Source organism: Kitasatospora sp. MAP12-44 (assembly GCF_029892095.1).
GTDB lineage: Bacteria > Actinomycetota > Actinomycetes > Streptomycetales > Streptomycetaceae > Kitasatospora.
The window spans coordinates 2,956,627-2,983,536 of sequence record NZ_JARZAE010000004.1; the positions used below are offsets into that span (position 1 = coordinate 2,956,627).

Below are 26,910 nucleotides of genomic sequence, written 5' to 3' on the forward strand. Positions count from 1 at the left end.
GCTGCGCGGGTCTTCGGCGATGGGTCGGCGAGGGGAGCGGGCGGGCGCGCGCGGCGTACTCCTTGTCTGCTACGTGGCTACTCCTTGTCTACTCCTCGACGATGTGACCGTCGCGCAACTCGATGACCCGGTCGGCGAGTTCCATCAGCTGCGGGTCGTGGGTGGCCACCAGCGCCGTCACGCCTTCGCTGCGCACCACCGCGCGGAGCAGCTGCATCACCGAGCGGCCGGTCTCCGAGTCCAGCTGGCCGGTCGGTTCGTCCGCGATGATCAGCGCGGGCTCGTTGGCCAGCGCCCGAGCGATGGCGACGCGCTGCTGCTGGCCACCGGACAGCTCGGACGGGCGCTGCTCGGCGTGGTCCGCGAGGCCCACCAGTGCGAGCAGGTTCCGCACCCGCTCCTCGCGTTTGGCCGCGCCGACCTTGCGCAGGCGCATCGGCACACCGACGTTCTCGGCGGCGGTGAGGATCGGGATGAGGCCGAAGGACTGGAAGACGAACCCGATCCGTTCCCGCCGGATGGCCAGCCGCCCGGACTCGTCCAGGCCGGCCAGGTCCGCGCCGTCCAGCGTGATCCGCCCCGAGGTCGGCGCGTCCAGTCCGCCGACCAGATTGAGCAGCGTGGTCTTGCCCGACCCCGATCGCCCTCGCAACGCGGTCAGTTCACCTCGCCGTGCGGAGAACGAGACCCCGCGCAGCGCGTGCACGGCAGTGCTGCCACTGCCGAAGCTGCGCCAGACGTCCTCGACCTCGATCATCGGCGCCAGTGCCGTGCTGGTCCCCTGCTGCGTCATGCTGCTCTCCCCCTCAGGCTGCGAACGTCGTCCGCCCGCGACCGGTTCGGGTACCCGCGCAGCGCGTGACGATCAACACCGTAGTCCTCGGGCCCAGGGTTAAACAGGTCCAGAAAGGCAGATAACCCCCATCCGACGAATCGGATGGGGGTTATCTGGAATGATTGTTCGGCGGCGTCCTACTCTCCCACAGGGTCCCCCCTGCAGTACCATCGGCGCTGTGAGGCTTAGCTTCCGGGTTCGGAATGTAACCGGGCGTTTCCCTCACGCTATGACCACCGAAACACTATGAAACTGTCAACCGCACCACACCCCCGACCAAGTGGGGATATGGGGTCGTTGTTTCAGAACAACACAGTGGACGCGAGCAACTGAGGACAAGCCCTCGGCCTATTAGTACCGGTCAGCTCCACCCATTACTGGGCTTCCACATCCGGCCTATCAACCCAGTCGTCTACTGGGAGCCTTACCCTCTCAAGGAGGTGGGAATACTCATCTCGAAGCAGGCTTCCCGCTTAGATGCTTTCAGCGGTTATCCCTCCCGAACGTAGCCAACCAGCCATGCCCTTGGCAGGACAACTGGCACACCAGAGGTTCGTCCGTCCCGGTCCTCTCGTACTAGGGACAGCCCTTCTCAATATTCCTACGCGCACAGCGGATAGGGACCGAACTGTCTCACGACGTTCTAAACCCAGCTCGCGTACCGCTTTAATGGGCGAACAGCCCAACCCTTGGGACCTACTCCAGCCCCAGGATGCGACGAGCCGACATCGAGGTGCCAAACCATCCCGTCGATATGGACTCTTGGGGAAGATCAGCCTGTTATCCCCGGGGTACCTTTTATCCGTTGAGCGACGGCGCTTCCACAAGCCACCGCCGGATCACTAGTCCCTGCTTTCGCACCTGCTCGACCCGTCGGTCTCACAGTCAAGCTCCCTTGTGCACTTACACTCAACACCTGATTGCCAACCAGGCTGAGGGAACCTTTGGGCGCCTCCGTTACTCTTTAGGAGGCAACCGCCCCAGTTAAACTACCCACCAGACACTGTCCCTGATCCGGATCACGGACCCAGGTTAGACATCCAGCACGACCAGAGTGGTATTTCAACGTCGACTCCACGACAACTGGCGTTGCCGCTTCAAAGTCTCCCACCTATCCTACACAAGCCGAACCGAACACCAATATCAAGCTATAGTAAAGGTCCCGGGGTCTTTCCGTCCTGCTGCGCGAAACGAGCATCTTTACTCGTAATGCAATTTCACCGGGCCTATGGTTGAGACAGTCGAGAAGTCGTTACGCCATTCGTGCAGGTCGGAACTTACCCGACAAGGAATTTCGCTACCTTAGGATGGTTATAGTTACCACCGCCGTTTACTGGCGCTTAAGTTCTCAGCTTCGCCTAGTCGAAACTAGACTAACCGGTCCCCTTAACGTTCCAGCACCGGGCAGGCGTCAGTCCGTATACATCGCCTTACGGCTTCGCACGGACCTGTGTTTTTAGTAAACAGTCGCTTCTCGCTGGTCTCTGCGGCCACCCCCAGCTCAGAGTGCAAGACTCATCACCAGGAATGGCCCCCCTTCTCCCGAAGTTACGGGGGCATTTTGCCGAGTTCCTTAACCATAGTTCACCCGAACGCCTCGGTATTCTCTACCTGACCACCTGAGTCGGTTTGGGGTACGGGCCGCCATGAAACTCGCTAGAGGCTTTTCTCGACAGCATAGGATCATCCACTTCACCACAATCGGCTCGGCATCAGGTCTCAGCCTTAATGAGTGACGGATTTGCCTATCACTCGGCCTACACCCTTACCCCGGGACAACCACCGCCCGGGCTGGACTACCTTCCTGCGTCACCCCATCGCTCACCTACTACAGACTTGGGTCACCGGCTCCACCACGTCCCTTTGTCCGAAGACTCCAGGCCGGCTTCGCGGGCTTAGCATCATCTGGTTCGACGTTGGCGCTTCAAAGCGGGTACGGGAATATCAACCCGTTGTCCATCGACTACGCCTGTCGGCCTCGCCTTAGGTCCCGACTTACCCTGGGCAGATCAGCTTGACCCAGGAACCCTTGGTCAATCGGCGCAAGAGTTTCCCACTCTTGTATCGCTACTCATGCCTGCATTCTCACTCGTGAACCGTCCACAACTGGATTCCTCCGCTGCTTCACCCGGCACACGACGCTCCCCTACCCATCACAGCCCCCGTTGGGGGTATTGCTGCAATGACACGACTTCGGTGGTGTGCTTGAGCCCCGCTACATTGTCGGCGCGGAATCACTTGACCAGTGAGCTATTACGCACTCTTTCAAGGATGGCTGCTTCTAAGCCAACCTCCTGGTTGTCTGTGCGACTCCACATCCTTTCCCACTTAGCACACGCTTAGGGACCTTAGTCGGTGTTCTGGGCTGTTTCCCTCTCGACCATGGAGCTTATCCCCCACAGTCTCACTGCCACGCTCTCACTTACCGGCATTCGGAGTTTGGCTAAGGTCAGTAACCCGGTGAGGCCCATCGCCTATCCAGTGCTCTACCTCCGGCAAGAAACACGTGACGCTGCACCTAAATGCATTTCGGGGAGAACCAGCTATCACGGAGTTTGATTGGCCTTTCACCCCTAACCACAGGTCATCCCCCAGGTTTTCAACCCTGGTGGGTTCGGTCCTCCACGAAGTCTTACCTCCGCTTCAACCTGCCCATGGCTAGATCACTCCGCTTCGGGTCTTGGGCGTGCAACTCAAACGCCCTATTCGGACTCGCTTTCGCTACGGCTACCCCACACGGGTTAACCTCGCTACACACCGCAAACTCGCAGGCTCATTCTTCAAAAGGCACGCAGTCACGAGACACACAGCAAGCTGGTGTCCGACGCTCCCACGGCTTGTAGGCACACGGTTTCAGGTACTATTTCACTCCGCTCCCGCGGTACTTTTCACCATTCCCTCACGGTACTATCCGCTATCGGTCACTAGGGAATATTTAGGCTTAGCGGGTGGTCCCGCCAGATTCACACGGAATTTCTCGGGCTCCGTGCTACTTGGGAGAAGCTCAAGTGAGCCGCACAGATTTCGTCTACGGGGGTCTTACCCTCTACGCCGGACCTTTCGCATGTCCTTCGACTATCCATACGGTTTCTGACTCACCCAGCCGCCGGCAGACGACTGAAGAACTTTCCCACGACCCCGCATTGGCAACCCCTGCCGGGTATCACACCAATACGGTTTAGCCTCATCCGGTTTCGCTCGCCACTACTCCCGGAATCACGGTTGTTTTCTCTTCCTGAGGGTACTGAGATGTTTCACTTCCCCTCGTTCCCTCCACATACCCTATATATTCAGGTACGGGTGACAGCCCATGACGACTGCCGGGTTTCCCCATTCGGAAACCCCCGGATCAAAGCCTGGTTGACGGCTCCCCGGGGACTATCGTGGCCTCCCACGTCCTTCATCGGTTCCTAGTGCCAAGGCATCCACCGTGCGCCCTTAAAAACTTGGCCACAGATGCTCGCGTCCACTGTGCAGTTCTCAAACAACGACCAGACACCCACCTACACAACCCCTTGACAGAGCAGTGTCCGTGGGACCGGCACTGAAGCAACGACCATAACCGGCCGTTCCCTCAGGACCCAACAACGTGCCCGACACACCCGACCCGCCGATACGTTCCACGCACCGAAGTGCAGTACTGGTATCAACCAACCGTGTGTGCCGAATAGTCAACGTTCCACCCATGAGCAACCAACCCAGGACATTCGCCCGAGTCTGGCTATGTGCTCCTTAGAAAGGAGGTGATCCAGCCGCACCTTCCGGTACGGCTACCTTGTTACGACTTCGTCCCAATCGCTGGTCCCACCTTCGACGGCTCCTCCCCTTACGGGTTAGGCCACCGGCTTCGGGTGTTACCGACTTTCGTGACGTGACGGGCGGTGTGTACAAGGCCCGGGAACGTATTCACCGCAGCATGCTGATCTGCGATTACTAGCAACTCCAACTTCATGGGGTCGAGTTGCAGACCCCAATCCGAACTGAGGCCGGCTTTTTGGGATTCGCTCCGCCTCGCGGCATCGCAGCCCTTTGTACCGACCATTGTAGCACGTGTGCAGCCCAAGACATAAGGGGCATGATGATTTGACGTCGTCCCCACCTTCCTCCGAGTTGACCCCGGCAGTCTCCTGTGAGTCCCCATCACCCCGAAAGGCATGCTGGCAACACAGAACAAGGGTTGCGCTCGTTGCGGGACTTAACCCAACATCTCACGACACGAGCTGACGACAACCATGCACCACCTGTATACCGACCACAAGGGGGCGACCATCTCTGGCCGTTTCCGGCATATGTCAAGCCTTGGTAAGGTTCTTCGCGTTGCGTCGAATTAAGCCACATGCTCCGCTGCTTGTGCGGGCCCCCGTCAATTCCTTTGAGTTTTAGCCTTGCGGCCGTACTCCCCAGGCGGGGAACTTAATGCGTTAGCTGCGGCACCGACGACGTGGAATGTCGCCAACACCTAGTTCCCACCGTTTACGGCGTGGACTACCAGGGTATCTAATCCTGTTCGCTCCCCACGCTTTCGCTCCTCAGCGTCAGTAATGGCCCAGAGATCCGCCTTCGCCACCGGTGTTCCTCCTGATATCTGCGCATTTCACCGCTACACCAGGAATTCCGATCTCCCCTACCACACTCTAGCCTGCCCGTATCGAATGCAGACCCGGGGTTAAGCCCCGGGCTTTCACATCCGACGCGACAAGCCGCCTACGAGCTCTTTACGCCCAATAATTCCGGACAACGCTCGCACCCTACGTATTACCGCGGCTGCTGGCACGTAGTTAGCCGGTGCTTCTTCTGCAGGTACCGTCACTTGCGCTTCTTCCCTGCTGAAAGAGGTTTACGACCCGAAGGCCTTCATCCCTCACGCGGCGTCGCTGCATCAGGCTTTCGCCCATTGTGCAATATTCCCCACTGCTGCCTCCCGTAGGAGTCTGGGCCGTGTCTCAGTCCCAGTGTGGCCGGTCGCCCTCTCAGGCCGGCTACCCGTCGTCGCCTTGGTAGGCCATTACCCCACCAACAAGCTGATAGGCCGCGGGATCATCCTGCACCGCCGGAGCTTTCCACCCATCCCCATGCGAGGACAGGTCATATCCGGTATTAGACCTCGTTTCCAAGGCTTGTCCCAGAGTGCAGGGCAGATTTCCCACGTGTTACTCACCCGTTCGCCACTAATCCACCCGAAGGCTTCATCGTTCGACTTGCATGTGTTAAGCACGCCGCCAGCGTTCGTCCTGAGCCAGGATCAAACTCTCCGTGAATGTATACCCGTAATCGGGTGACACCCGCGTTGAGCGGCACGACAACCACCGGAATAGGGTGGCAACGTGCACTGCGTCCTCGCTGTGTATTACTTCAAAAGGAATCTCCAACCCCCACCAGAAGGTGAAGGCCGGGGATGTCAACATATCTGGCGTTGACTTTTGGCACGCTGTTGAGTTCTCAAGGAACGGACACTTCCTTCGAACTGCCTTCGCAGTATCTCCGGGCGCTTCGTTCAGTACTTCGTTTCGTTCTTCACTCAGCTTATCAGACCCGCCGTTCGGCGTTTCTCACTCGCTTTCCTGCTTCGCGGTTTCCCGCCGCAGTGCCTCCGACCTTACCAGGTCTTCCGCACCGCCTCGGCCCTCAAGTGGCCTTCGTCGTAACCGACCTGACGGCCTGTCCGACGCCTCAAACTCTAGCCCGGCTCCGCCCCGAAAAGCGAATCCGACCCCACTCGCCGAAATGCAGACACAGCAAAACAGAACCCCCTGCGAAAAGGCCGCAGAAAGCTGATTGTGTTACCAGGAATGGTGTTTCAAGGGAGTGGCCGCCCCGGGACCGTCCGCGCAGATGCGTGTCCGGTGCTCCCAGCCGAGCGACTAGAGAACACTACGCCCTCAGAGGATCTGCTGCAACTCGGCCAGCCGGATGACCCGGGTGCACCGCGAGCGGCTGAGCTTCACGTACTCACCGTTCGGCTGGTCGTTGGAGTCCACCCACGCCTGCGCGCCCGGATTGTCGCGGCCTCCGGCCAGCTGCCGGCGGACCAGGCGGTCCGCCCGGATGCTGTCGTCAGCCTCCAGGTACCAGAGCTCCCGGAGCAGTGCTCGGGCCTCGGACCAGCCGGGCGCGTCAGCGGCGAGGTAGTTGCCCTCGGTCACGATCAGCCGAGTGCTCGGCGGCACGACATGACGGGCGGCCACCGGCTCGTCGAGATCGCGGTCGAAGTCGGGGACATAGATGTCGTGGAAGCGGTCGGCCGCGATCCGCGCGAGCAGCGCCGCGTACCCGAGGGCGTCGAAGCTCGGCGGTGAGCCCTTGCGTGCTCGCAGGCCGAGGCGGTCGAGCTGCTGGTTGGAGAGGTGGAAGCCGTCCATCGGCACATAGGCGGCGGTGCCGGCGCCCGCTGCCTGCTCCACCGCGCGCACCAGGTAGCGGGCCAGCGACGACTTGCCCGCGCCGGGCGGCCCGGTGATCCCCAGCATCGTCCGGCCACCGGGGCGCGCCGTGCGCAGCAGGTCCAGGAGCTCGGCCGCCAGCGCGGCCGGCTGCTGCTCGGCCAGGTCATCCGGGTGCGCAGTCATCCGCGCACCCTACTCACTGACCTATTTCACTCCGCAAGGGCGGGCAGTTCGAGGGTGAGCGTGCCGGCGTCCGCGTCCAGGACGGCGGGCACGCCGAGCGGGACGGTCAGAGTGGACGGACCATGGCCGAAGCCCAGCTCCCAGAGCACCGGCACGCCGAGCGGCTCCAGGCGGGCGAGCATGATCTCGCGGACCTGCTCCGGCCGCCCGCAGCCCTCCCAGGAGCCCAGCGCCACGCCGCGCACCCCTTCGAGGGCGCCCGAGCGCAGCAACTGGGTCAGGATCCGGTCGAGCTGGTAGGGGTGTTCGTTGACGTCCTCCAGGAGGAGGATCGCGCCGTCGAAGGAGGGGCGGGCGCCGGGTGTGCCGCGCTCCACCGCCAGCAACGAGGCGCAGCCGCCCGCCGTGATGCCATGCGCCCGACCGGGCAGCAGGGGTGCCGCGTCCGGTCCGGTCAGCGTCATGACGGAGGCAGGGTCGAAGAGTGTGCGCCGCAGGTGCTCGGCGGTCGGACCGTCGCCGACGAACGAGGCTCCCGCGCCCATCGGGCCGTACAGCGTGGCCAGGCCCAGTCGCTGGGCCATCAGCTCGTGCAGCACGGTGGCGTCGCTGAAGCCGATCAGGACCTTCGGCGGAGCTGCGCGCAGCGCGTCCCAGTCCAGCAGGTCGACCACGCGCTGAGTGCCGTAGCCGCCGCGTGCGCAGAGGACGGCGGCAATGGTGGGGTCCAGCCAGGCGGCCTGGAAGTCTGCGGCCCGGTCCGCGTCGGTGCCGGCGAGGTAGCCGAACGTCGGATGGGTGTCGAGGACGTGCTCTCCGACCACGGGCTCCAGGCCCCAGGAACGCAGGATCGCGCAGCCGTCCTGCAGGCGCCCCGGGTCGATCCGGCCACTGGGGGCGACCAGGGCCACCCGGTCGCCGGGGACCAGGCGTCTGGCCCGGGTCAGGCCGCCGACGGCGGGCCCGGGCAAGCCGGACAGGGGGCTGGACACGGGACTTGGCGGCGCGGCCATGGCCGTCGCTCCTTCGAAAGGAGGGGAACAGGGAATCGATCCGAGCGTATTCGGTCGCCTCCGGATGCGTCACTTCTCTTCTACCCGTTGGGAGTTGAGGCTAAGACCCGGAGCCGTCCCAAGGAGCGGGCAGGCTCCCCATGGACGTTCACTCCCCGGTACGGCAGGATCGTGCGGACTGTATCCCGGAGGACCCCCACCGATGACCTCGCCGTTCATACCCATGGACACGCCGAACCCGCCGCCGGACGCGCCGGGCGACCATGGCGCGTCCGGTCTTCCCCACGTCTGCCCGCCCGCCGCCACGACCGAGCAGCCGCCCGTGCGGGTGGACCCTGGGGCCGTCACCACCGCGCGCCTGCGGGCGGGGTTGGCGTCCCGGCTGCGTTCGGCCTACGAACAGGGTGCCCGGCTCGACGACCTGGCCGCCGCCTGCCATCGACCGGTCGCCGAGGTACGCGAGTTGCTGACGTTGGCCGGCGCTGACCCGGACCAGCCCCCCGCTGCGGCCGACCTGTCGGACGGCGGCCTGGTGCCGGCCCAACGAGACGGCGCGGCGGACGCGTTGGACCTCCTGGATGGCGTGGACGGGGCAACCGTTCGGCCTCGCCCGCGGGTCAGGCGGCCTGCGCCGCCCCGGCGGACCGCCCGTTCCGTCCGTGAACTGCCGGACGACGCCGACCAGTCCGCTGTCGATGCGGAGTCGGAGGGCCCGGCGTCGGACGGCCCGGCCGAAGGGTCCACGACCACCCCGGGGCCCGAGGCGCCCGTGGCCCCGCCCGCCGGCGCGGAGGCCCGACTGGGGATCCTGCTCGGCAGCGCCCAACGCGCGCCCGAGCCGCCGATCCGGGTCGGCGACCAGCGTCGGCGGCGGGTCGCCGCACAGGTGATCAAGGTCGGCACGGGGACCACGCTCGCCGTCCTGCCGTCCTGGCGGACCGCCATCGCCGTCTCGGTTCCGACCGAACTGCTGCTGGAGGCGACCGGGTTGAGCCGCGAGGAGCTGCTCGAGGCCGACTTGAGCGTCCTGATCAACTCCGACGCGCTGCACGACCGGGAGTTGCGGATGCGCGACTGGCAGGTCGGCCGGACGGCAGACGGCCCGCGCCGGTCCCGCGACTGACCTCCCTGCCGCGCCGCTTCCACTCCGGCGGACCGTCCGCCGGTGCTCGGGACGGCACCGGCGGACGGGACGTCCCGGCCCGGTCGGTCAGTTGCCGACCGGCGCGGGCTCCACGATCGGATGGCCGTCCCCGATGAACGCCTCCCAGAGCCTGCTGTAGGTGCCGCCTGCGGCGACCAGCTCCTCGTGGGTGCCGTCCTCGACCACCCGGCCCTGGTCCAGCACGATCACCCGGTCGGCCCGCTCGGCGGTGGTCAGGCGGTGCGCGATCACCAGCGTGGTCCGGCCGCCCGGCCGCCCGGGGCGTCCGTCGCTGAGCCGGACCGCCGCCTGGTTGACCGCCGCCTCGCTGGCCAGGTCCAGCGCGGCGGTCGCCTCGTCGAGCAGCAGGATGTCCGGGTCCACCAGCTCGGCGCGGGCCAGGGCGATCAACTGGCGCTGCCCGGCGGAAAGGTTGCGGCCGCGGCCGGACACCTCGTGGCGGTAGCCGTCGGTGAGGCCGGTGATCATGTCGTGCGCGCCCACCGCCCGGGCGGCCGCCTCCACCTCGGCGTCGGTGGCCTCGGGCCGCCCGTACGCGATGGCCTCGCGCACGGTGCCGGCGAACAGGTACGCCTCCTGGGGGACCACGCCCAGCCGGTGCCGGTAGTCCGCGAGCGCGTACTGCGAGACATCGGTGCCGTCGATCCGGACCGTGCCGCCGGTCGCGTCGTAGAACCGGGCGACCAGCTTGACCAGCGTCGACTTGCCCGCGCCGGTCTCGCCGACCAGGGCGACCGTCTGGCCGGCCGGGATCCGCAGGTCGATGCCGTTGAGCACCTGCGGCTTGCCCTCGCCACCGCCGTTGTAGGCGAAGCTGACGTCGTCGAAGTGGATCTCGCCGCGCAGCCGCCGCACCGGCACGGGTTCGGCCACGGCCGGGGTGCTGGTGGGCGAGCGGAGCAGGTCGCGGATCCGGCCGAGGCCGACCGCCGCCTGCTGGTACCCGTCGAAGATCTGCGAGAGCTGGTTGACCGGGGCGAAGAACAGGTCGATGTAGAGGAGGTAGGCGACCAGCGCGCCGACCGTCAGGGTGCCGGAGTCCACCCGCGAGGCGCCGGCGATCAGCACCAACGCTGCGGCGATATTGGAGAGGAACTGCACGAACGGGAAGTACAGCGCGATGTACAGCTGCGCGCGCACCCGGGCGTGCCGGTAGGCCAGGCCGCGCTCGACGAACCGCGCGGTGTTGTCGTCCTCCCGGCGGAAGGCCTGGACGATCCGCATCCCGGCCACGTTCTCCTGGAGGTCCGCGTTGACCGTGCCGATCAGGTCACGGGAGATCTGGTACTGCTTCGAGGACTTCTTGCGGAAGACCAGGGTCGCGACCACCAGCACCGGCAGGACGGCGAAGACGATCAGCGCCAGGCCGGCGTCGATCACCAGCAGCGCGCCGAAGATGCCGAAGAAGGTCAGCAGGCTGACCACGGCGGTCACCACGCCGGTCTGCAGGAAGCTGGAGAGGGCGTCGACGTCGGTGGTCATCCGGGTCATGATCCGGCCGGAGAGCTCACGCTCGTAGTAGTCCAGGCCCAGCCGGTTGAGGTGCGAGAAGATCTTCAGGCGCAGGGTGTAGAGGACACGCTCGCCGGTCCGCCCGCTGACCTGGTTCTCGGCGGCCTGCACCAGCCAGTCCAGCAGGACGACCACCAGTGCGGCCAGCGAGGCGGCGGCCACCCCGCCCAGCGCGGCCTTGGTGACACCGTTGTCGATGCCGTGCCTGATCAGGATCGGCACCACCAGGCCGGCGGCGGCGTCCAGTGCCAGCAGCAGGAAGGCGAGGGCCAGCGAGGCCCGGAACGGCTTGAGCAGCCGACCCAGCGTGAAGCCCGGGTCTGCGGCGGCGGCCGCTTCGAGCGCGATGGCGGGAGTGTCGTCGGCCGGGCGCAGTGCCGCGACCTTGGCCAGCAGCTCGGGGTCGTTGGGTCGGCCCATCATCGTACGAACGGCGCCCATGCCGCCGGGCGCGGCGGCCGGAGCCGGGGCTGCCGGCTGGGTTTCGGTCTCGGCGGGCGGCTCGGCGGGGGCGGTGCCGGCCTCGGGGTCGGTGATCAGTGCGCGGTACTGCGGACAGCGGCGCTCCAGCTCCTCGTGGGTGCCGAGGTCGACCAGTCGGCCGCCCTCCAGGACGCCGATCCGGTCGGCCAGCTGGAGGGTGGAGCGGCGGTGTGCGATTAGCAGCGTGGTGCGGCCGGCCATCACGGTGCGCAGCGCCTCGTGGATCTCGGCCTCGATCCGCGGGTCGACGGCGGAGGTCGAGTCGTCCAGCAGCAGCACCCGGGGGTCGGCGAGGATCGCGCGGGCCAGCGCGATCCGCTGGCGCTGGCCGCCGGAGAGGGTGAGGCCCTGCTCGCCGACCGTGGTCTGGTAGCCGTCCGGCAGCTCGCGGATGAACCCGTCCGCCTGGGCTGCCCGGGCGGCGGCCGTGATCTCGTCCTCGCTCGCGTCGGAGCGGCCGTACGCGATGTTGGCGCTGACGGTGTCGGAGAAGAGGAAGCTGTCCTCGGGCACCACGCCGACCACGCTGCGGACCGAGTCGAGGGTGAGGTCGCGCAGGTCCTGGCCGTAGAGCCGGACGGCGCCGGCGGTCGGGTCGTAGAAGCGCGGGATCAGCTGGGCGACGGTGGACTTGCCGGAGCCCGAGGCCCCGACCAGGGCGAGGGTCTCGCCCGGCTCGATCCGCAGGCTGAGCCGGTGCAGCACGGGGCGGCTGTCCGCTGGCCCGTACCGGAAGTCGACCTGGTCGAACTCCAGCGCGGGAGTGCCCGGCGCCGGCTCGACGGTGTCCAGCGCGCGGGCGTCGGGCTTGTCCTGGACCAGCGGCCGCTCGTCGATCAGTTCGAGGACTCGCTCGACGCCGGCCCGGGCCTGCTGGCCGACCGTCAGGAGCATGGTGAGCATCCGGACCGGGCCGGTCATCTGCGCCACGTAGGTGGAGAAGGCCACAAAGGTACCGAGCGTGACCTGGCCGTCCACGGCCAGCCAGCCGCCGAGCGCGAGCACGGCGACCTGGCCGAGCGCCGGGATCGCCTGCATGGCCGGGGTGTAGCGGCTGTTCAGCCGGATCGCCCGCAGCCGCGCGCCGTAGAGGTTGCGCGAGGCGGACTCCAGCTTTCCGAGCTCCTGCGCCTCCTGGCCGAAGCCCTTGACCACCCGGACGCCGCCGACCGCGGCCTCCACCACGCCGGCCACCGCGGCCGCCTCCTCCTGGGCGGCCCAGGTCGCGGGGAACAGGCGCTTGCGGCTGAGCACCGCGAACCACCACAGGGCCGGGCCCATCACCAGGGCGATCAGGGTCAGCGTCGGCGAGAGCCAGAGCATCACCAGGACCGACATCACGAAGAGCAGCAGGTTGCCGGTCATCATCGGCAGCATCGAGAGCAGGCCGTTGATCAACTGAAGGTCGGAGGTGGCCCGGCCGACCACCTGGCCGATGTCGAGGCGGTCCTGGCGGTCGCCGTCCAGCCGGGTGAGCGAGCGGAAGAGGTCCCGGCGCATGTCGTGCTGGACGTCGAGAGCCAGTTTGCCGCCGTAGTAGCGGCGGACCAGCGTGCAGCCGAAGACCACGACGGCTGCGACCACCATGGCGATCGCCCAAGGGGTGAGCGAGCTGGTGTGGGAGGTGATGACGTCGTCGATGATCGTCTTGGTGATCAGCGGGACGATCGCGGTGACCGCCATCCCCGCGAGTGAGGCGCCGAACGACAGCAGGACATTGCCCCGGTAGTGCCAGCAGTAGCCGACCAGGCGGCGCAGCCAGCCCGCTTCGGCGCCGACGGGCGCTCGGGTGGGGGCTTGGCCGGGGGCGACCTGGTCGGGGGGTCGCCGATCGGACACCTCGCGGGCGGGCGATATCTCCCTGGTGGAGACGTGAGTCTCAGACATATTTAGGGATACTAACCATTTCGTGAGGCGGCCGTCCACGTACGTGCACTGACCGAACGATGCCGCTGCGGACCTGACGAAGCCAACGGCTGGTGGCCGGTTTTCCTTCCCCCCAAGACTGCGACGTCGACCACCCGCGGCGCACCGGTCGCAGGGTCGACGCCGCGAGGGCCGGTCGACCTAGGGCCGGGGACCCAGTCGGCCGGTCAGGCGGGCTCGGACCGGTCAGCCCCGGACGGAGCGGGGGCAGCGGCCGCGGCCGTGGCCGCGGCGGTGAACGCGCCCTGCGCCAGGCGGTGCAGCAGCACGGCCATCTCCGCCCGGGGCAGGCCGCCCCGGTCCGACTGGCCGTCGGCGTGGGCCGGGCGCAGGCCGATGCTGTGCGGGGTGGAGTTCAGCAGCCCGAACACCGCGTGCACGGCCGCCCGGGCGACCGGCTCGGCCGTCGGACCGGCCAGCTCCGGGAACGCCTCCCGGACCGCCTCGACCCAGAGCTCCAGATAGCCGCGCTGGGTGCGCCGCACCCGCCGGCGGTCCTCCTCCTTGAGGTGGAGCAGCTCACGGTCGTGCAGCGTGATGAGGTCGGGGTCATCGAGCGCGAACTCGACATGCCCGCTGATCAGCGCGTCCAGGGCGGCCTCGGGGTCCGGCGTGGCTCCGGCCCGCCGACGACCCTCCTCCAGTAGCCGCTCGCTGATGCCGACCAGCAGGTCGGCGAGCATCGCGTCCTTGCCCGCGAAGTGCCGGTAGAGGCCCGGGCCGCTGATGCCCACCGCCTTGCCGATCTCGTCGACACCCACGCCGAGGAAGCCGCGGGCGGCGAAGAGGCGGGCGGCCTCCCGGCGGATCTGGTCACGGCGCGGGGTCGCGGGAGCGGCGGGGACATTCGACATAGGGTCCATCGTAGACAGCGCGGTTATCCGTGGTTAACCTGGCGGCAGGAGTTAACCACCATTAACTTGGCGGCGGTGGTCCACCGACCTCACCGTTCGCCTGGTTTCCGGGAGCAAGGGAGCTCTTGGGATGGCCCTGTCGACACCCGGCTTCGCCACTCATCCGCTGGAGGCCGGCCACACCACTGGGTCCGGCGCGCAGCCGACCTCGGCCGCGCCCGCGCCCCGGTTGCGGTCCGCCGCGGACCCCGGTTCGGCCGCTTTCCAGGCGAACACCGAGGCGCACCAGGCGCTGGTCACCGAGCTGCGGAGCAAGCTGGCGGCCGCGGCGCTCGGCGGCGGTGCCAAGGCCCGCGACCGGCACACCGCGCGCGGCAAGCTGCTGCCCCGCGACCGGGTGGACACGCTGCTCGACCCGGGCTCGCCGTTCCTGGAGATCAGCGCACTGGCCGCCGACGGTCTGTACGACGGCGCCGCGCCGGCGGCCGGCGTGATCGCCGGGATCGGGCGGGTGGCCGGCCGCGAGGTGATGGTGGTCGCCAACGACGCCACGGTCAAGGGCGGCACCTACTACCCGATGACCGTGAAGAAGCACCTGCGGGCGCAGGAGGTGGCGCTGGAGAACCGGCTGCCCTGCGTCTACCTGGTGGACTCCGGCGGCGCCTTCCTGCCGATGCAGGACGAGGTGTTCCCCGACCGCGACCACTTCGGCCGGATCTTCTACAACCAGGCCCGGCTCTCGGCGGCCGGCATCCCGCAGATCGCGGCCGTGCTCGGCTCGTGCACCGCGGGCGGCGCGTACGTCCCGGCGATGAGCGACCAGGCGGTGATCGTCCGCAACCAGGGCACCATCTTCCTCGGCGGCCCGCCGCTGGTGAAGGCGGCCACCGGCGAGATCGTCACGGCCGAGGAGCTCGGTGGCGGCGAACTGCACTCCCGCACCTCGGGGGTGACCGACCACCTGGCCGAGGACGACGCGCACGCGCTGTCCATCGTGCGCACCATCGTGGACGGGCTCGGCCCGCGCGCCGCCCGGCCGTGGCCGGTGACGCCGGTCGAGCCGCCCGCGGTCGATCCGGCGGGACTGTACGGTGCCGTGCCGGTGGACCCGCGCACGCCGTACGACGTCCGCGAGGTGATCTCCCGGCTGGTGGACGGCAGCAGGTTCGCCGAGTTCAAGGCCGAGTACGGCGCCACCCTGGTGACCGGCTTCGCCCGGATCCACGGCCACCCGGTCGGGATCGTCGCCAACAACGGCGTGCTGTTCGCGGAGTCCGCGCTCAAGGGTGCCCACTTCATCGAGCTCTGCGACCAGCGCGGTATCCCGCTGGTCTTCCTGCAGAACATCACCGGCTTCATGGTCGGCCGCCAGTACGAGGCAGGCGGCATCGCCAAGCACGGCGCCAAGATGGTCACCGCTGTCGCCTGTACCCGGGTGCCGAAGCTGACCGTGGTGATCGGAGGCTCGTACGGGGCCGGCAACTACTCGATGTGCGGCCGGGCCTACTCGCCGCGCTTCCTGTGGATGTGGCCGGGCGCGAAGATCTCGGTGATGGGCGGTGAGCAGGCCTCCTCCGTGCTGGCCACCGTGCGCCGCGACCAGTTCGAAGCGCGTGGCGAGGACTGGCCCGCCGAGGCCGAGGAGGAGTTCAAGCGCCCCGTCCGCGAGCAGTACGAGCGGCAGGGCAACGCGTACTACGCCACCGCCCGGCTCTGGGACGACGGCGTGATCGACCCGATGGACACCCGGACGGTGCTCGGCCTCGCCCTGACCGCCTGTTCCAACGCTCCGCTGCCCGCACCCGCGCCGTACGGCGTGTTCCGGATGTGACGACCTCCGGTCACCCGTCCCCCTGTCTTCGCACCGCTCTCCCTCGCTCCGGAGGAACGCCTCCCATGTTCGACACCGTTCTGGTCGCCAATCGCGGCGAGATCGCCGTCCGGGTGATCCGCACCCTGCGACGGCTCAGCGTCCGGTCGGTCGCCGTGTACAGCGACGCCGACGCCGATGCCCGGCACGTCCGCGAGGCGGACGTCGCCGTCCGGCTGGGGCCGGCCGACCGCAGCGACAGCAGCGCCGCCGAGACCTACCTGCGAGGCGATCAGATCATCGCCGCCGCCCTGCGCACCGGCGCGCAGGCCGTCCACCCCGGGTACGGCTTCCTTGCCGAGAACCCCGGCTTCGCCCGCGCCTGCGCCGAAGCCGGACTGGTCTTCATCGGCCCGCCCGCCGAGGCGGTCGAGCTGATGGGCGACAAGATCAACGCCAAGGAGGCCGTCCGCGCGGTCGGCGTCCCGGTGGTACCCGGCAGCCGCGCCGGCGCGGCGAGCGACGAGGAACTCGCCCTGGCCGCCGACGAGATCGGCTACCCGGTGCTGATCAAGCCGTCGGCCGGCGGCGGCGGCAAGGGCATGCGCCTGGTCCACGACCCGGCCGAGCTGCCTACCGAGCTCGCGGGAGCCCGCCGGCTCGCCCGGACCGCGTTCGGCGACGACACCCTGCTGCTGGAGCGCTGGATCGACCGGCCCCGGCACATCGAGGTACAGGTACTGGCGGACGTCCACGGGACGACCGTGCACCTCGGCGAGCGGGAGTGCAGTCTCCAGCGCCGTCATCAGAAGCTCATCGAAGAGGCACCCTCCGTTCTGCTCGACCCGCAGACGCGGGCCGCGATGGGGGCCGCCGCCGTCCGTGCGGCGGAGGCCTGCGGCTACACCGGTGCAGGCACGGTGGAGTTCATCGTGCCCGGCGGCGGCGAGACCGCGCCCGGCGAGGTCCGGGACTTCTTCTTCATGGAGATGAACACCCGCCTGCAGGTGGAGCACCCGGTCACCGAACTGGCCATCGCGATCGGGTCGGCGGCCGGGCCGGGTGCACCGGGCCCGGAGCGCCTCGACCTCGTCGAGTGGCAGTTGCGGGTGGCCGCGGGTGAGTCGTTGTCGTTCGCCCAGTCGGATATCTCCTTCCTTGGTCACGCCATCGAGGCCCGGATCTGCGCCGAGGACCCCGCTCGCGACTTCCTGCCGACCGGTGGCCGGATCCTGCTGCTCGACGAGCCGCACGGCGAGGGCATCCGGGTCGACTCCGGCCTCACCGCGGGCACCTCCATCACCAGCGCCTACGACCCGATGCTGGCGAAGGTCATCGCCTACGGACCGGACCGCGCGACGGCACTGCTGCGGCTGCGCGCCGCCCTCGCGGACACCCGGATCCTCGGACTGACCACCAACGCCGGCTTCCTGCGCAGGCTGCTCGCCCACCCCGAGGTGGTCGCCGGCCGACTCGACACCGGTCTGGTCGAACGGGCCGCCCAGGAGAACCCCGCGCTCCTGACCGACCACCACGACCGCGCCGACAGCGGTACGGAGGCCGCGCCGGTCCGAGCTGAGGCACCGGACGCCGTCTACTTCGCTGCGGCACTCGCGCAGCACCTGCGGCTCGCCCCCGCCGCCACCAGCGACGGCTGGGCCGATCCCTTCGCACTCCCCTCGGGTTGGCGGTTGGCCGGCGAGCCGGCCTGGACCACGCACCGACTCCGGATCTCCGGGCACGACCCGGTGTCGGTTCTCGTACGACCTGTCAGTGCCGCCACCGTAATCGAGGGCACTGACAATTCCTCAGAAACCTTCTCCGAACTGCAGGTTCGCCTGGCTGACGGACCGATCCGCCGGGCCCGCGCCACACTCGGCGCCACGGATCTGTCACTCACCATCGACGGCCTGCGAATCACGCTCGCACACGCCACTGACAACTCCCCCTCGCCGACCGCCGCCGGTCCGGTGATCTGGCTCGGCATCGACGGCGACAGCTGGGCGGTACACCCCTACGACCCGGTGGCCGACCGCAGCACCACCGCCGACGCCCACCACGGGGCACTCACCGCGCCGATGCCGGGCACCGTCACCGTGGTCAAGGCCGCGGTCGGCGACCAGGTCCGGCGCGGCCAGCCGCTGCTGGTCCTGGAGGCCATGAAGATGGAACACGTGATCACCGCTCCGCACGACGGCACGGTCAGTGAACTGCCCGTCGGCGCCGGCGCCACCGTCGCCATGGAGCAGCTGCTCGCCGTCGTCCTCCCGGTGGAGGACGCCGAGGCCGAGGAGGTGGCGGCGTGACCACCGCCCAGGAGTCGGCCGCCGAGCCCGGCGCACTCGACCTCGGCCTGCCGAGCGTCGTCCGCGAGCCCGGACTGCCCGCCCGCGTACGCATCCACGAGGTCGGGGCACGCGACGGCCTGCAGAACGAGAGCTCCCTGGTACCGGTCGAGGTGAAGGCCGAGTTCATCACCCGGCTCGCCGACGCCGGGCTGCGCACCATCGAGGCGACCAGCTTCGTCCACCCCAAGTGGGTGCCGCAGCTGGCCGACGCCGAGGAGCTGCTGCCCCGACTGGCCGGCCTGCGCGAGCAGTACGAGGGACTGCGGCTGCCCGTCCTGGTCCCCAATGAGCGCGGCCTGGACCGAGCGCTCGCCCAGGGAGCGGCGGAGATCGCGGTCTTCGCCAGTGCCACCGAGACCTTCGCGCGCCGCAATCTCAACCGGTCGATGGCCGAGGTGCTGGAGATGTTCCGCCCGGTGGTGGAGCGGGCCGTCGGGGCGGGCGTCCCGGTCCGCGGCTACCTCTCGATGTGCTTCGGCGACCCGTGGGAGGGCCCGGTCGCGCTCGAGCAGGTGGTGACGGCCGGGCTGCGGCTGATCGAGCTGGGCTGCACCGAACTGAGCCTGGGCGACACCATCGGCGTGGCCACGCCGGGCCAGGTGGCCGCGCTGCTCGACGGGTTCGACCGGGCCGGTGTGCCGGTCGGGCGGCTCGCCGTGCACTTCCACGACACCTACGGCCAGGCCCTGGCCAACACGCTGTCCGCGCTGCGCTGCGGCGTCACCGTGGTCGACTCCTCGGCGGGCGGCCTCGGCGGCTGCCCGTACGCGAAGAGTGCCACCGGCAATCTCGCCACCGAGGACCTGGTGTGGATGCTGCACGGCCTCGGCATCGAGACCGGCGTCGACCTGCCCCCGGCTCGCCGCCACCAGCGCCTGGATGGCCCGGCAGCTCGGCCGCCCCAGCCCGTCCCGCGCCGTCCAGGCGCTGACCGGGCCCTAGCGCGGCGCGCGGACGTCAGCCCACCGCACCCTTGTCACCTGAACGAAGTAATCATCCCCGACCGTCGGCCTGATCCCGATCTGCCGCCGACGGTCGGGTCCGGCACACCCAGACCCGTCCCGCGTCGGCCCGTACGGCCCCACCGGCGACCGGCCGAACCCCTGGAGGATCACCGTGATCGACCACCGACTTGATTCCGAGTACGAGGAACTGCGGCGCACGGTCGCCGAGTTCGCCAACGATGTGGTCGCCCCGACGATCGGCGAGTACTACGAGCGCGAGGAGTTCCCGTACGAGATCGTCAAGGAGATGGGACGGATGGGCCTCTTCGGCCTGCCCTTCCCCGAGGAGTACGGCGGCATGGGCGGGGACTACTTCGCGCTCTGCCTCGCGCTGGAGGAACTCGCGCGCGTCGACTCGTCGGTGGCCATCACCCTGGAGGCCGGCGTCTCGCTTGGCGCCATGCCGATCTTCCGCTACGGCACGGAGGAGCAGAAGCGCGAGTGGCTGCCCCGGCTCGCGTCGGGCGAGATCCTGGGCGCCTTCGGCCTGACCGAGCCGGAGGGCGGCTCGGACGCGGGCGCCACCCGCACCACGGCACGCTTCGACGAGGCCACCCGGGAGTGGGTGATCAACGGGACGAAGTGCTTCATCACCAACTCCGGCACCGACATCACCGGCCTGGTGACCGTCACCGCACTGACCGAACCGACCGCTCGTTCGAGTGAAGGCGGCTCCGAGCCCTCGTCAAAGCGGGAGATCTCCTCCATCATCGTGCCTGTCGGCACCCCCGGGTTCCAGGTGTCGAAGAAGTACTCCAAGGTCGGGTGGAACGCATCCGACACCCGTGAACTGTCCTTCACCGACTGCCGAGTCCCCGAAGCCAACCTCCTCGGCCAACAGGGCCGGGGTTACGCCCAGTTCCTGCGGATCCTCGACGAGGGCCGCATCGCGATCGCAGCACTGTCCACGGGTCTGGCCCAGGGCTGCGTCGACCAGTCCCTCAGCTACGCCGCGACCCGGCGCGCCTTCGGGCGGCCGATCGGGGCCAACCAGGTCATCCAGTTCAAGATTGCCGACATGGAGACGCGTGCCCACATGTCACGCCTCGCCTGGCGGGACGCAGCCTCCCGGTTGCTGCTCGCCGAACCCTTCAAGAGGGAGGCAGCCATCGCGAAGCTCTACTCCTCCGAGGCGGCCGTCGACAACGCCCGCGAAGCCACCCAGATCCACGGCGGGTACGGCTTCATGAACGAGTACCCGGTCGCCCGCTTCTGGCGCGACTCGAAGATCCTGGAGATCGGAGAGGGCACCTCCGAGGTCCAGCGGATGCTCATCGCCCGCGACTTGGGCATGTAGCCCTGACCGACACGAGCGATGACTGACCAGTCATCAACGTGCGGTACGGCTCACCCGGACTCCGGCCCGGGCGGGCCGTACCGCCTCGAACCCAGCGGCGAACTCCGCACCGCACCTTGACTCCTGGATATTGCACGGGTGGTGCTGCGCGGGGAGACGGGTCAAGCGCCGTACACCCTTCAGGGGATGACGATCACCGGGCGGTTGGCACGCCTGGCCAGCCGACCCGACACCGAACCGAAGATCTTGCCGAGCAGTCCGTGGGTGGTGCCCACCACGATCGCGTCGGCCGCGTACTCCTTGCCGACCTCCTCGATCTCGTGGCAGATGTCGCCGCCGCGTTCGACCAGAATCCACGGGACGCCGGCGAGGAAGTCGGCACAGGCCAACTCAAGCCCCAGCACCTCGGTGCGGTGATCCGGCAGATCCACGAAAACGGGCGGTTCGCACCCTGCCCAGACGGTCGCCGGAAGCCGGTTGGCCACATGAACGATCACCAGGCCGCAGTTGGAGCGCCGCGCCATCCCGACTGCGTAGGCCAGGGCCCGCTCACTGGAGAGCGAGCCGTCGAACCCGACCACCACGCCGTGCTGGAAGGCCGGGTCACAGGGCCGGACAACCTCGGGCTGGAGCTCCGAGGACCGGCCGTCACGGGCGGCTGCCGATGCCGCATGCCGAAATTTCATCCCGGCTCCGCCGACCGCTCCGGACCCGTCCACTCCGTCCGGACCACCGGCCGGCGCGCTCACGGATTCCTCGCGACGCTGGCGAGGCTTCGGCCAACCAAGCCGTGCCAATCCACCACGTCGTACTGATCCACCGCCCACGACTGATCCACCACCCGCGCTGGGAGAAGACTGGCTGGGTGAAGACTGGCTGGGCGAAGACTGCGACTGTCCGATCCGGGAGTCCGGGGGCTCCGCACGGGAGTCCGCCGCCTCGGGGGAACTGGGCGAGCCGACGGATCGGGGAGGCTCAAAACCGGCCATGAATCGAGACTCTTCGAGTGAGATGGGCCGACAGGGAGGGCAGCGGGGACAGCGCTGCCGGGGCGGCAGGCCATGTCATTGGCACGTAGTCGGTGGAGGCCGATCAGCACCGTCGGTGACCTGTTCCTTTCAGCGTACGACGACCGGGGGACGCCGCCCAGCCGTTGAGGCCAAGTACGGCAACGATCCCGCGAATGGCCGCGGCGCGAGCTTGCCGACGCGCGCCCCCTCCGACGGGACCGGTCCCCTCGGCTTCCCAAGGTTCCCTGGAGCTTGCCTGACGGAGCCTGCCGATGCAACAGGCCGACCACACACGGTATACAGCTGATCAGAGGCCGATGGAACGGATCGGATACCGACCGTGAGCAAGCTCCGCAGCGGAGCGGAGCGAGACGACCAGCAGGGCGCACAGGGCGCAACCGACCGGGCGCACGCGGCGCACACAGCACGGGGCTTCGACCAGACGGGCCCACCTGCGCACCGATCGCAGTCCGGCGCTTCCTCCGGGCTCCCACCGCTGGCAGCATGCACGCCATGCCGTTGCTGCTGCTCGATCTCGACAACACCCTGCTCCCACGCGATTCCGCTTTCCAGGCCTGGGCCAAGGGCTTCCTGAGCGAATACAAGCTCCCGCCGACCGAAGTCGACTGGCTCTCGACCATCGACGGCGGCGGATACGTACCCCGCAGCACGGTGCTGGGCGCCGCAAAGCGCAGATACGGCCTGGACCTGTCCATGGAATTCCTCCTCGCCCACTATCGACGAGGCATCAACTCCCATATCGCCTGCCCGAGTTCCCACATCGAGGCGCTCAGTTCGGCCCGGACCGCCGGGTGGATGCTGGCCATCGTCAGCAACGGGGGCACCGGCCCCCAGCTGGAGAAGATCCGACGCACCGGACTCGCCGCGCTGGTCGACGCGTGGGTGGTCTCCGAGGAGGCGGGCTGCGCCAAGCCGGACCCGCTGATCTTCGAGATCGCGGCCCAGCGCTGCGGGATCTCACTGTCGACCGACTGGACGGCACAAACCTGGATGGTCGGCGACCACGCCCCCGCCGACATCGCCGGTGCCGCAGCCGCCGGGATCCGGAACGTATGGCTGCACCACGGCCGCCCCTGGCCGGAGCTGGGCTACCGGCCGACCCTGAGCGCCCGCGACGTCCCGGAGGCAGTGCGCATGATCCTGGCGGCGAGCAGCGCACAGGAGCCCACCGATCACCAGGCGCTCGGACCGGACAGCAACGAAGCGCGACGGACGCCGCCGGCCGGGCGTACCGCGGCCGCACGGGGAGCGGCACCGCTGGGCCCGTTCAGCGCACCGTCCGCACCGTCCGCACCGCTCGGTACGCCGAGTACGCCGTGGACTGGCCCGGCCGCTACCGCCACACCTGTCGCGGTCGGCTGACCGACTCCGTCCGCCGCTCTCCTGCAACCGGGAACAGGAGGGTGGGAGAAAGCGGAATCAGGCAGTACCGCCGTTGGCCTGTTCGAGCCGGCCAGGCTCTCATGGTGCGTCAGCCCGGGCGCGTGCGCCGACTTCCCGTCAGAGCCTGGCCGGTCGGGCCCGATCCCCCCGTCACCGACCCATCGCGGCCGTCTCCCTCGCCACCTGAAGCTCCGTCATCGCCCTCCGCCGACCCGCTGAGGGCGCTAAGGTCAACACGCCCCCGGCGCGCGCGAACACTGCGCGCCCCTTCTCCGCAACACCGATTTTCAGTCAATTTCAAGTCGGCCAGCAGCGGTTGGACATAACCGCAGTCCAGAACGTCGGACGAGGACAACCGTCCTCGAGACTCGAGCATCCACGGTGCGGCAACCAGCCACCGATCCGATTGCCCCCTTCCCAGGGGGGTCGACGGGTGCCACGCTTCGTGATCGAATGCATCACGCCAAATTGCCATGTCGACATAGCGTCGGATGGTGAACTTGTCACAACGCAACGGTCCACCCAGTAGATTCGATCTTGTGAGCAGCGCCGCACCACCACACCACACCACCGAGGGGGCTTGAGCGCCTTGAACAGGGTGAGCAGGAGCGAGACAGGTCCTGACGGCGGCCACTCCCCCGCCGGTCGCACGGGCCACGTCCCGAGAAGTACCGCCCCGCTCGCACCGCAGGCGCTGCCCCTCCGTTCCCATCTCGCGTCCACCCTCGGGTACGGCGCAGGCCCGGGCGCCGGGCCCGCGGCCGGAGCACCGGCCGGTAGCGCCTTCGAGCGGACGGTCCCTCAGGAAGCCGTGGCTCAGGGCCAGCGCGGCGCGGCGGCCTACCCCTCCGCACACACGACTCCCGCGCACCCCGGCGGCCCCGGCAGCCCCAGTGCGTCGCTCGGTTCCGGGGCGCCTGCCGGCGGCGTCGGAACCCTCAGCGGCAGCGGACACACCGTCAGCGGCGCCAACTCCGGCGGCGCCGGCATCGCGACATCGAGCGGATCCGCTCCCCGCAAGCTCTCCGGTCGGCGCCGACGGGAGACCGTCGCCGTGTTGATCTTCAGTGGCGCACCCATCTTCGAGAGCTCGATCCCGCTCTCGGTCTTCGGTGTGGACCGCCAGGACGCCGGCGTCCCGCGCTATCGGCTGCTGGTCTGCGCGGGCGAGGACGGCCCTCTCACCACCACCGGCGGCATGACGCTCACCGCACCGTTCGGCCTGGAGGCGCTGGCCCGGGCCGGCACCATCGTCGTCCCGGCCTGGCGGTCGATCTCGCAGCCGCCGCCCGCTGAGGCCATCGCCGCACTGCGCAAGGCGCACCACGAGGGTGCCCGCATCATCGGCCTCTGCACCGGAGCGTTCGTCCTGGCGGCCGCGGGCCTGCTGGACGGACGGCCCGCCACCACCCACTGGATGTACGCGCCCACGCTCGCCAAGCGCTACCCCCGGGTGCATGTCGACCCGCGCGAGCTCTTCGTGGACGACGGCGATGTCCTCACCTCCGCCGGGACCGCAGCGGGCATCGACCTCTGCCTGCACGTGGTGCGCAGCGACCATGGAGCCGAGGCCGCCAATGCGCTGGCCCGGCGCCTGGTGGTGCCCAACCGTCGCAGCGGCGGCGGGCAGGCCCAGTACATCGATCAGTCTTTACCTGAAGAGATCGGGAACGACCCGCTGGCCGAGGTCGTCACCTGGGCACTGGAGAACCTCAACCAGCAGTTCGACGTGGAGGTCCTGGCAGCACGCGCGTACATGAGTCGGCGGACCTTCGACCGACGGTTCCGCACGCTCACCGGCAGCGCGCCGCTGCAGTGGCTGATCACCCAGCGGGTGCTCCAGGCCCAGCGGCTGCTGGAGACCTCGGAGCTCTCGGTCGACGACGTGGCGCGACGCTGCGGGTTCCGCTCGCCGGTGGCGCTGCGCGGTCACTTCCGGCGGCAGCTGGGGGTCTCGCCGGCTGCCTACCGGACGAGCTATCGCGCCCGGCGCCCCGGACCGATCCCGAACGTCGGCGTGCCCGCTCAGGGCGGGTCGGCGGAACGGCCGCTCGGCGTGCCCGCAGGGGCTGCGGCATCGCCGTACGCCGGTCCGGGCGCGGCGGGTCCCGGCGGCGGGCCGACGACCTCCGGTCCGGCCTCAGGTGCTGCGGGCACCGCGCAGGGCGGGTATCAGGGGCAGTCGGGTACGCAGGGGCACGGGCAGGGGTCGGTGGGCCAGTACGGCTCACCGGGGCAGCCCGGGCAGTCGGGCGTGGGCAGGCCCGCCCCCGCTCAGCCGGCCCTGCCCACGTCGGCCAAGAACCGCATCCGGCCCCTTGTGCCGCCGCAGCCCGGCCCGGCCACCCGCCGCGGCCCGGCCCGGCCGGTGGAGCACGCCGTCGCGGAGGACGGCCACTCCCAGCCGAGCGCCCGGGGCAAGAGCCCTGGCGCTCGGGCGGAGCGTCCGTCTCCCGAGGCGGCGAGCAGTCTCGGCGGCGGTCCGTCGTCGGACGGGCGCCTGGCGCCGGCCGGCAGCCCGCCGCCCCGTCCTGGGACGGATCGACCGGCTGCGGGCCGACTTACCGCAGACCGACTTAGCGCAGAGCGGCTGGCTGCGGATCGGTTGACTGCGGATCGGCAGGGCGGGACGCGGTCGGGTGACGTGGCAGTGCCTCAGCGCGGCGAGGCCGGGGCCGACTCCGGGCGGGTATCAGGTCACGGGTCGGCAGGAGACGGGCCGGGCATGGGCGGGTCGGCCGCGGACAGGCCGGCAGCGGACGGGCCGGCAACAGACGGGGCGACGACGGGTGGTCGGCTGACGGCCGGACAGGTGCCGGCCGTCGACTCGACGTCAGGTGCTCCGGCACCCGAGGCCGACCGCCCCGGGCCTCACCCGAACGCACCTCGGGAGGCCGCCGACGACCTCCCGCTGCCCGCATCGCGGGATCGCGCCGTAGGGTGACGGGTGTGAATGACCGTTTGGTGTGGATCGACTGTGAAATGACCGGCCTGGACCTCGATCGGGATGCCCTGATCGAGGTCGCCGCGCTGGTTACCGACTCCGAGCTCAACATCCTCGGCGAGGGTGTGGACATCGTGATCCGCCCGCCGGACGAGGCCCTGGTGACGATGCCGGAGGTGGTGCGCACCATGCACACCTCCTCCGGCCTGCTCACCGAGCTCGCCGGCGGGGTCACGCTGGCCGAGGCCGAGAAGCTGGTGCTCGATTACATCCGGGAGTACGCCCCGGAACCCGGCAAGACCCCGCTGTGCGGCAACTCCGTCGCCACCGACCGCGGATTCCTCTCCCGTGACATGCCGTCCCTGGAGAAGCACCTGCACTACCGGATCGTGGACGTCTCCTCGATCAAGGAACTGGCCCGCCGCTGGTATCCGCGGGCCTACTACAACAGCCCCCAGAAGGGCGGCAGCCACCGGGCGTTGGCGGATATCCGCGAGAGCATCGCCGAACTGCGCTACTACCGCGAGGCGGTGTTCGTCCCGGCCCCAGGGCCGGACACCGAGACCGCGCGGGCCATCGCCGCCAAGCACCAGCTCCCCTCGGCCTGACCGGCCCGTGCGCGGTCGTGCGCGGTCGTGCGCCGTGGTCCCGGACGTGACCACGGCCACTCCCTCTCAGGCCGAAACCCTGGCGCGAGCACTCGCCCGGATCCTGTAGAGTTCTTTCTGTCGGAGCGGGA

The 26,910-nt window shown here is 68.9% G+C and carries 11 protein-coding genes, 3 rRNA genes and 3 pseudogenes; 8 read left to right on the forward strand and 9 right to left on the reverse strand.

The genetic code is table 11. The features are described from left to right. Nucleotides 1-88: 88 nt before the first annotated feature. The 6 genes from P3T34_RS13825 to P3T34_RS13850 form a co-directional block, all read right to left on the reverse strand. A complete protein-coding gene (locus tag P3T34_RS13825; RefSeq protein ID WP_280666336.1) occupies nucleotides 89-793 on the reverse strand; it encodes an ABC transporter ATP-binding protein in 705 nt (234 codons plus the stop codon). Nucleotides 794-959: 166 nt separating this feature from the next. Further along, nucleotides 960-1,076, reverse strand: a 5S ribosomal RNA gene (gene rrf / locus P3T34_RS13830). Nucleotides 1,077-1,166: 90 nt separating this feature from the next. Further along, nucleotides 1,167-4,287: ribosomal RNA gene (locus tag P3T34_RS13835) — 23S ribosomal RNA — on the reverse strand. 284 nt (nucleotides 4,288-4,571) lie between these two features. Further along, a 16S ribosomal RNA gene (locus tag P3T34_RS13840) occupies nucleotides 4,572-6,093 on the reverse strand. The 16S, 23S and 5S rRNA genes sit together here, the layout of an rRNA operon. Nucleotides 6,094-6,714: 621 nt before the next feature. Continuing rightward, the gene (locus tag P3T34_RS13845; RefSeq protein ID WP_280666338.1) at nucleotides 6,715-7,401 is read right to left on the reverse strand and encodes a nucleoside/nucleotide kinase family protein; all 687 of its coding nucleotides are present in this window, start codon (nucleotides 7,399-7,401) and stop codon (nucleotides 6,715-6,717) included. Between the two features lie 26 nt (nucleotides 7,402-7,427). Continuing rightward, entirely contained in the window at nucleotides 7,428-8,414 is a 987-nt protein-coding gene (locus tag P3T34_RS13850; protein WP_280666339.1) for an LD-carboxypeptidase, read from the reverse strand. A gap of 202 nt (nucleotides 8,415-8,616) precedes the next feature. Between P3T34_RS13850 and P3T34_RS13855 the strand changes: the two genes are divergently transcribed. Further along, nucleotides 8,617-9,537, forward strand: coding sequence for a hypothetical protein (locus P3T34_RS13855; RefSeq protein ID WP_280666340.1), 921 nt, complete (start codon nucleotides 8,617-8,619; stop codon nucleotides 9,535-9,537). A gap of 87 nt (nucleotides 9,538-9,624) precedes the next feature. Here P3T34_RS13855 and P3T34_RS13860 read toward each other — a convergent pair whose 3' ends face one another. Further along, nucleotides 9,625-13,461: an ABC transporter ATP-binding protein gene (locus P3T34_RS13860; RefSeq protein WP_280666341.1), complete on the reverse strand. Its 3,837-nt coding sequence runs from the start codon at nucleotides 13,459-13,461 to the stop codon at nucleotides 9,625-9,627. A 206-nt stretch (nucleotides 13,462-13,667) separates the two neighbouring features. Beyond that, nucleotides 13,668-14,354, reverse strand: coding sequence for a TetR/AcrR family transcriptional regulator (locus P3T34_RS13865; protein WP_280666342.1), 687 nt, complete (start codon nucleotides 14,352-14,354; stop codon nucleotides 13,668-13,670). Nucleotides 14,355-14,484: 130 nt separating this feature from the next. Here P3T34_RS13865 and P3T34_RS13870 point away from each other — a divergent pair, with 130 nt between their 5' ends. The 4 genes and pseudogenes from P3T34_RS13870 (at nucleotide 14,485) to P3T34_RS13885 (ending at nucleotide 20,813) form a co-directional block, all read left to right on the forward strand. Beyond that, nucleotides 14,485-16,185 carry a carboxyl transferase domain-containing protein gene (locus tag P3T34_RS13870; protein WP_280666343.1) on the forward strand — a complete coding sequence of 567 codons (1,701 nt, stop codon included), beginning with the start codon at nucleotides 14,485-14,487 and terminating at the stop codon, nucleotides 16,183-16,185. 65 nt (nucleotides 16,186-16,250) lie between these two features. Continuing rightward, nucleotides 16,251-18,470, forward strand: a complete 2,220-nt coding sequence (locus tag P3T34_RS13875) for a biotin carboxylase N-terminal domain-containing protein (RefSeq protein WP_280666344.1) — start codon at nucleotides 16,251-16,253, stop codon at nucleotides 18,468-18,470. Between the two features lie 47 nt (nucleotides 18,471-18,517). Next, nucleotides 18,518-19,454, forward strand: a pseudogene (locus P3T34_RS13880) (hydroxymethylglutaryl-CoA lyase). 177 nt (nucleotides 19,455-19,631) lie between these two features. Beyond that, on the forward strand, nucleotides 19,632-20,813 hold the full coding sequence (locus P3T34_RS13885) for an acyl-CoA dehydrogenase family protein (protein ID WP_280672080.1): 1,182 nt from the start codon (nucleotides 19,632-19,634) through the stop codon (nucleotides 20,811-20,813). A 179-nt stretch (nucleotides 20,814-20,992) separates the two neighbouring features. Here the strand turns inward: P3T34_RS13885 and P3T34_RS13890 are convergent. Beyond that, nucleotides 20,993-21,427 (reverse strand): annotated as a pseudogene (locus tag P3T34_RS13890) (universal stress protein); the annotation flags it as partial. A 909-nt stretch (nucleotides 21,428-22,336) separates the two neighbouring features. Here P3T34_RS13890 and P3T34_RS13895 point away from each other — a divergent pair. From P3T34_RS13895 to orn, 3 genes and pseudogenes are all read left to right on the forward strand, one after another. Then, complete coding sequence (locus P3T34_RS13895) at nucleotides 22,337-23,206, forward strand: HAD family hydrolase (protein WP_280666346.1); 870 nt, start codon at nucleotides 22,337-22,339, stop codon at nucleotides 23,204-23,206. A gap of 1,009 nt (nucleotides 23,207-24,215) precedes the next feature. Continuing rightward, a pseudogene (locus P3T34_RS13900) lies at nucleotides 24,216-25,223 on the forward strand (helix-turn-helix domain-containing protein); the annotation flags it as partial. Between the two features lie 953 nt (nucleotides 25,224-26,176). Then, a complete protein-coding gene (gene orn, locus P3T34_RS13905) occupies nucleotides 26,177-26,779 on the forward strand; it encodes an oligoribonuclease (RefSeq protein WP_280666347.1) in 603 nt (200 codons plus the stop codon). Nucleotides 26,780-26,910 lie beyond the last annotated feature (131 nt).

Coding starts and splice junctions, on each gene's coding strand:
- P3T34_RS13860 (WP_280666341.1), bottom strand. CDS start 13,461: ATGTCTGAGACTCACGTCTCCACCAGGGAGATATCGCCCGCCCGCGAG.
- P3T34_RS13875 (WP_280666344.1), top strand. CDS start 16,251: ATGTTCGACACCGTTCTGGTCGCCAATCGCGGCGAGATCGCCGTCCGG.
- P3T34_RS13865 (WP_280666342.1), bottom strand. CDS start 14,354: ATGTCGAATGTCCCCGCCGCTCCCGCGACCCCGCGCCGTGACCAGATC.
- P3T34_RS13895 (WP_280666346.1), top strand. CDS start 22,337: ATGCCGTTGCTGCTGCTCGATCTCGACAACACCCTGCTCCCACGCGAT.
- P3T34_RS13855 (WP_280666340.1), top strand. CDS start 8,617: ATGACCTCGCCGTTCATACCCATGGACACGCCGAACCCGCCGCCGGAC.
- P3T34_RS13850 (WP_280666339.1), bottom strand. CDS start 8,414: ATGGCCGCGCCGCCAAGTCCCGTGTCCAGCCCCCTGTCCGGCTTGCCC.
- P3T34_RS13845 (WP_280666338.1), bottom strand. CDS start 7,401: ATGACTGCGCACCCGGATGACCTGGCCGAGCAGCAGCCGGCCGCGCTG.
- P3T34_RS13825 (WP_280666336.1), bottom strand. CDS start 793: ATGACGCAGCAGGGGACCAGCACGGCACTGGCGCCGATGATCGAGGTC.
- P3T34_RS13870 (WP_280666343.1), top strand. CDS start 14,485: ATGGCCCTGTCGACACCCGGCTTCGCCACTCATCCGCTGGAGGCCGGC.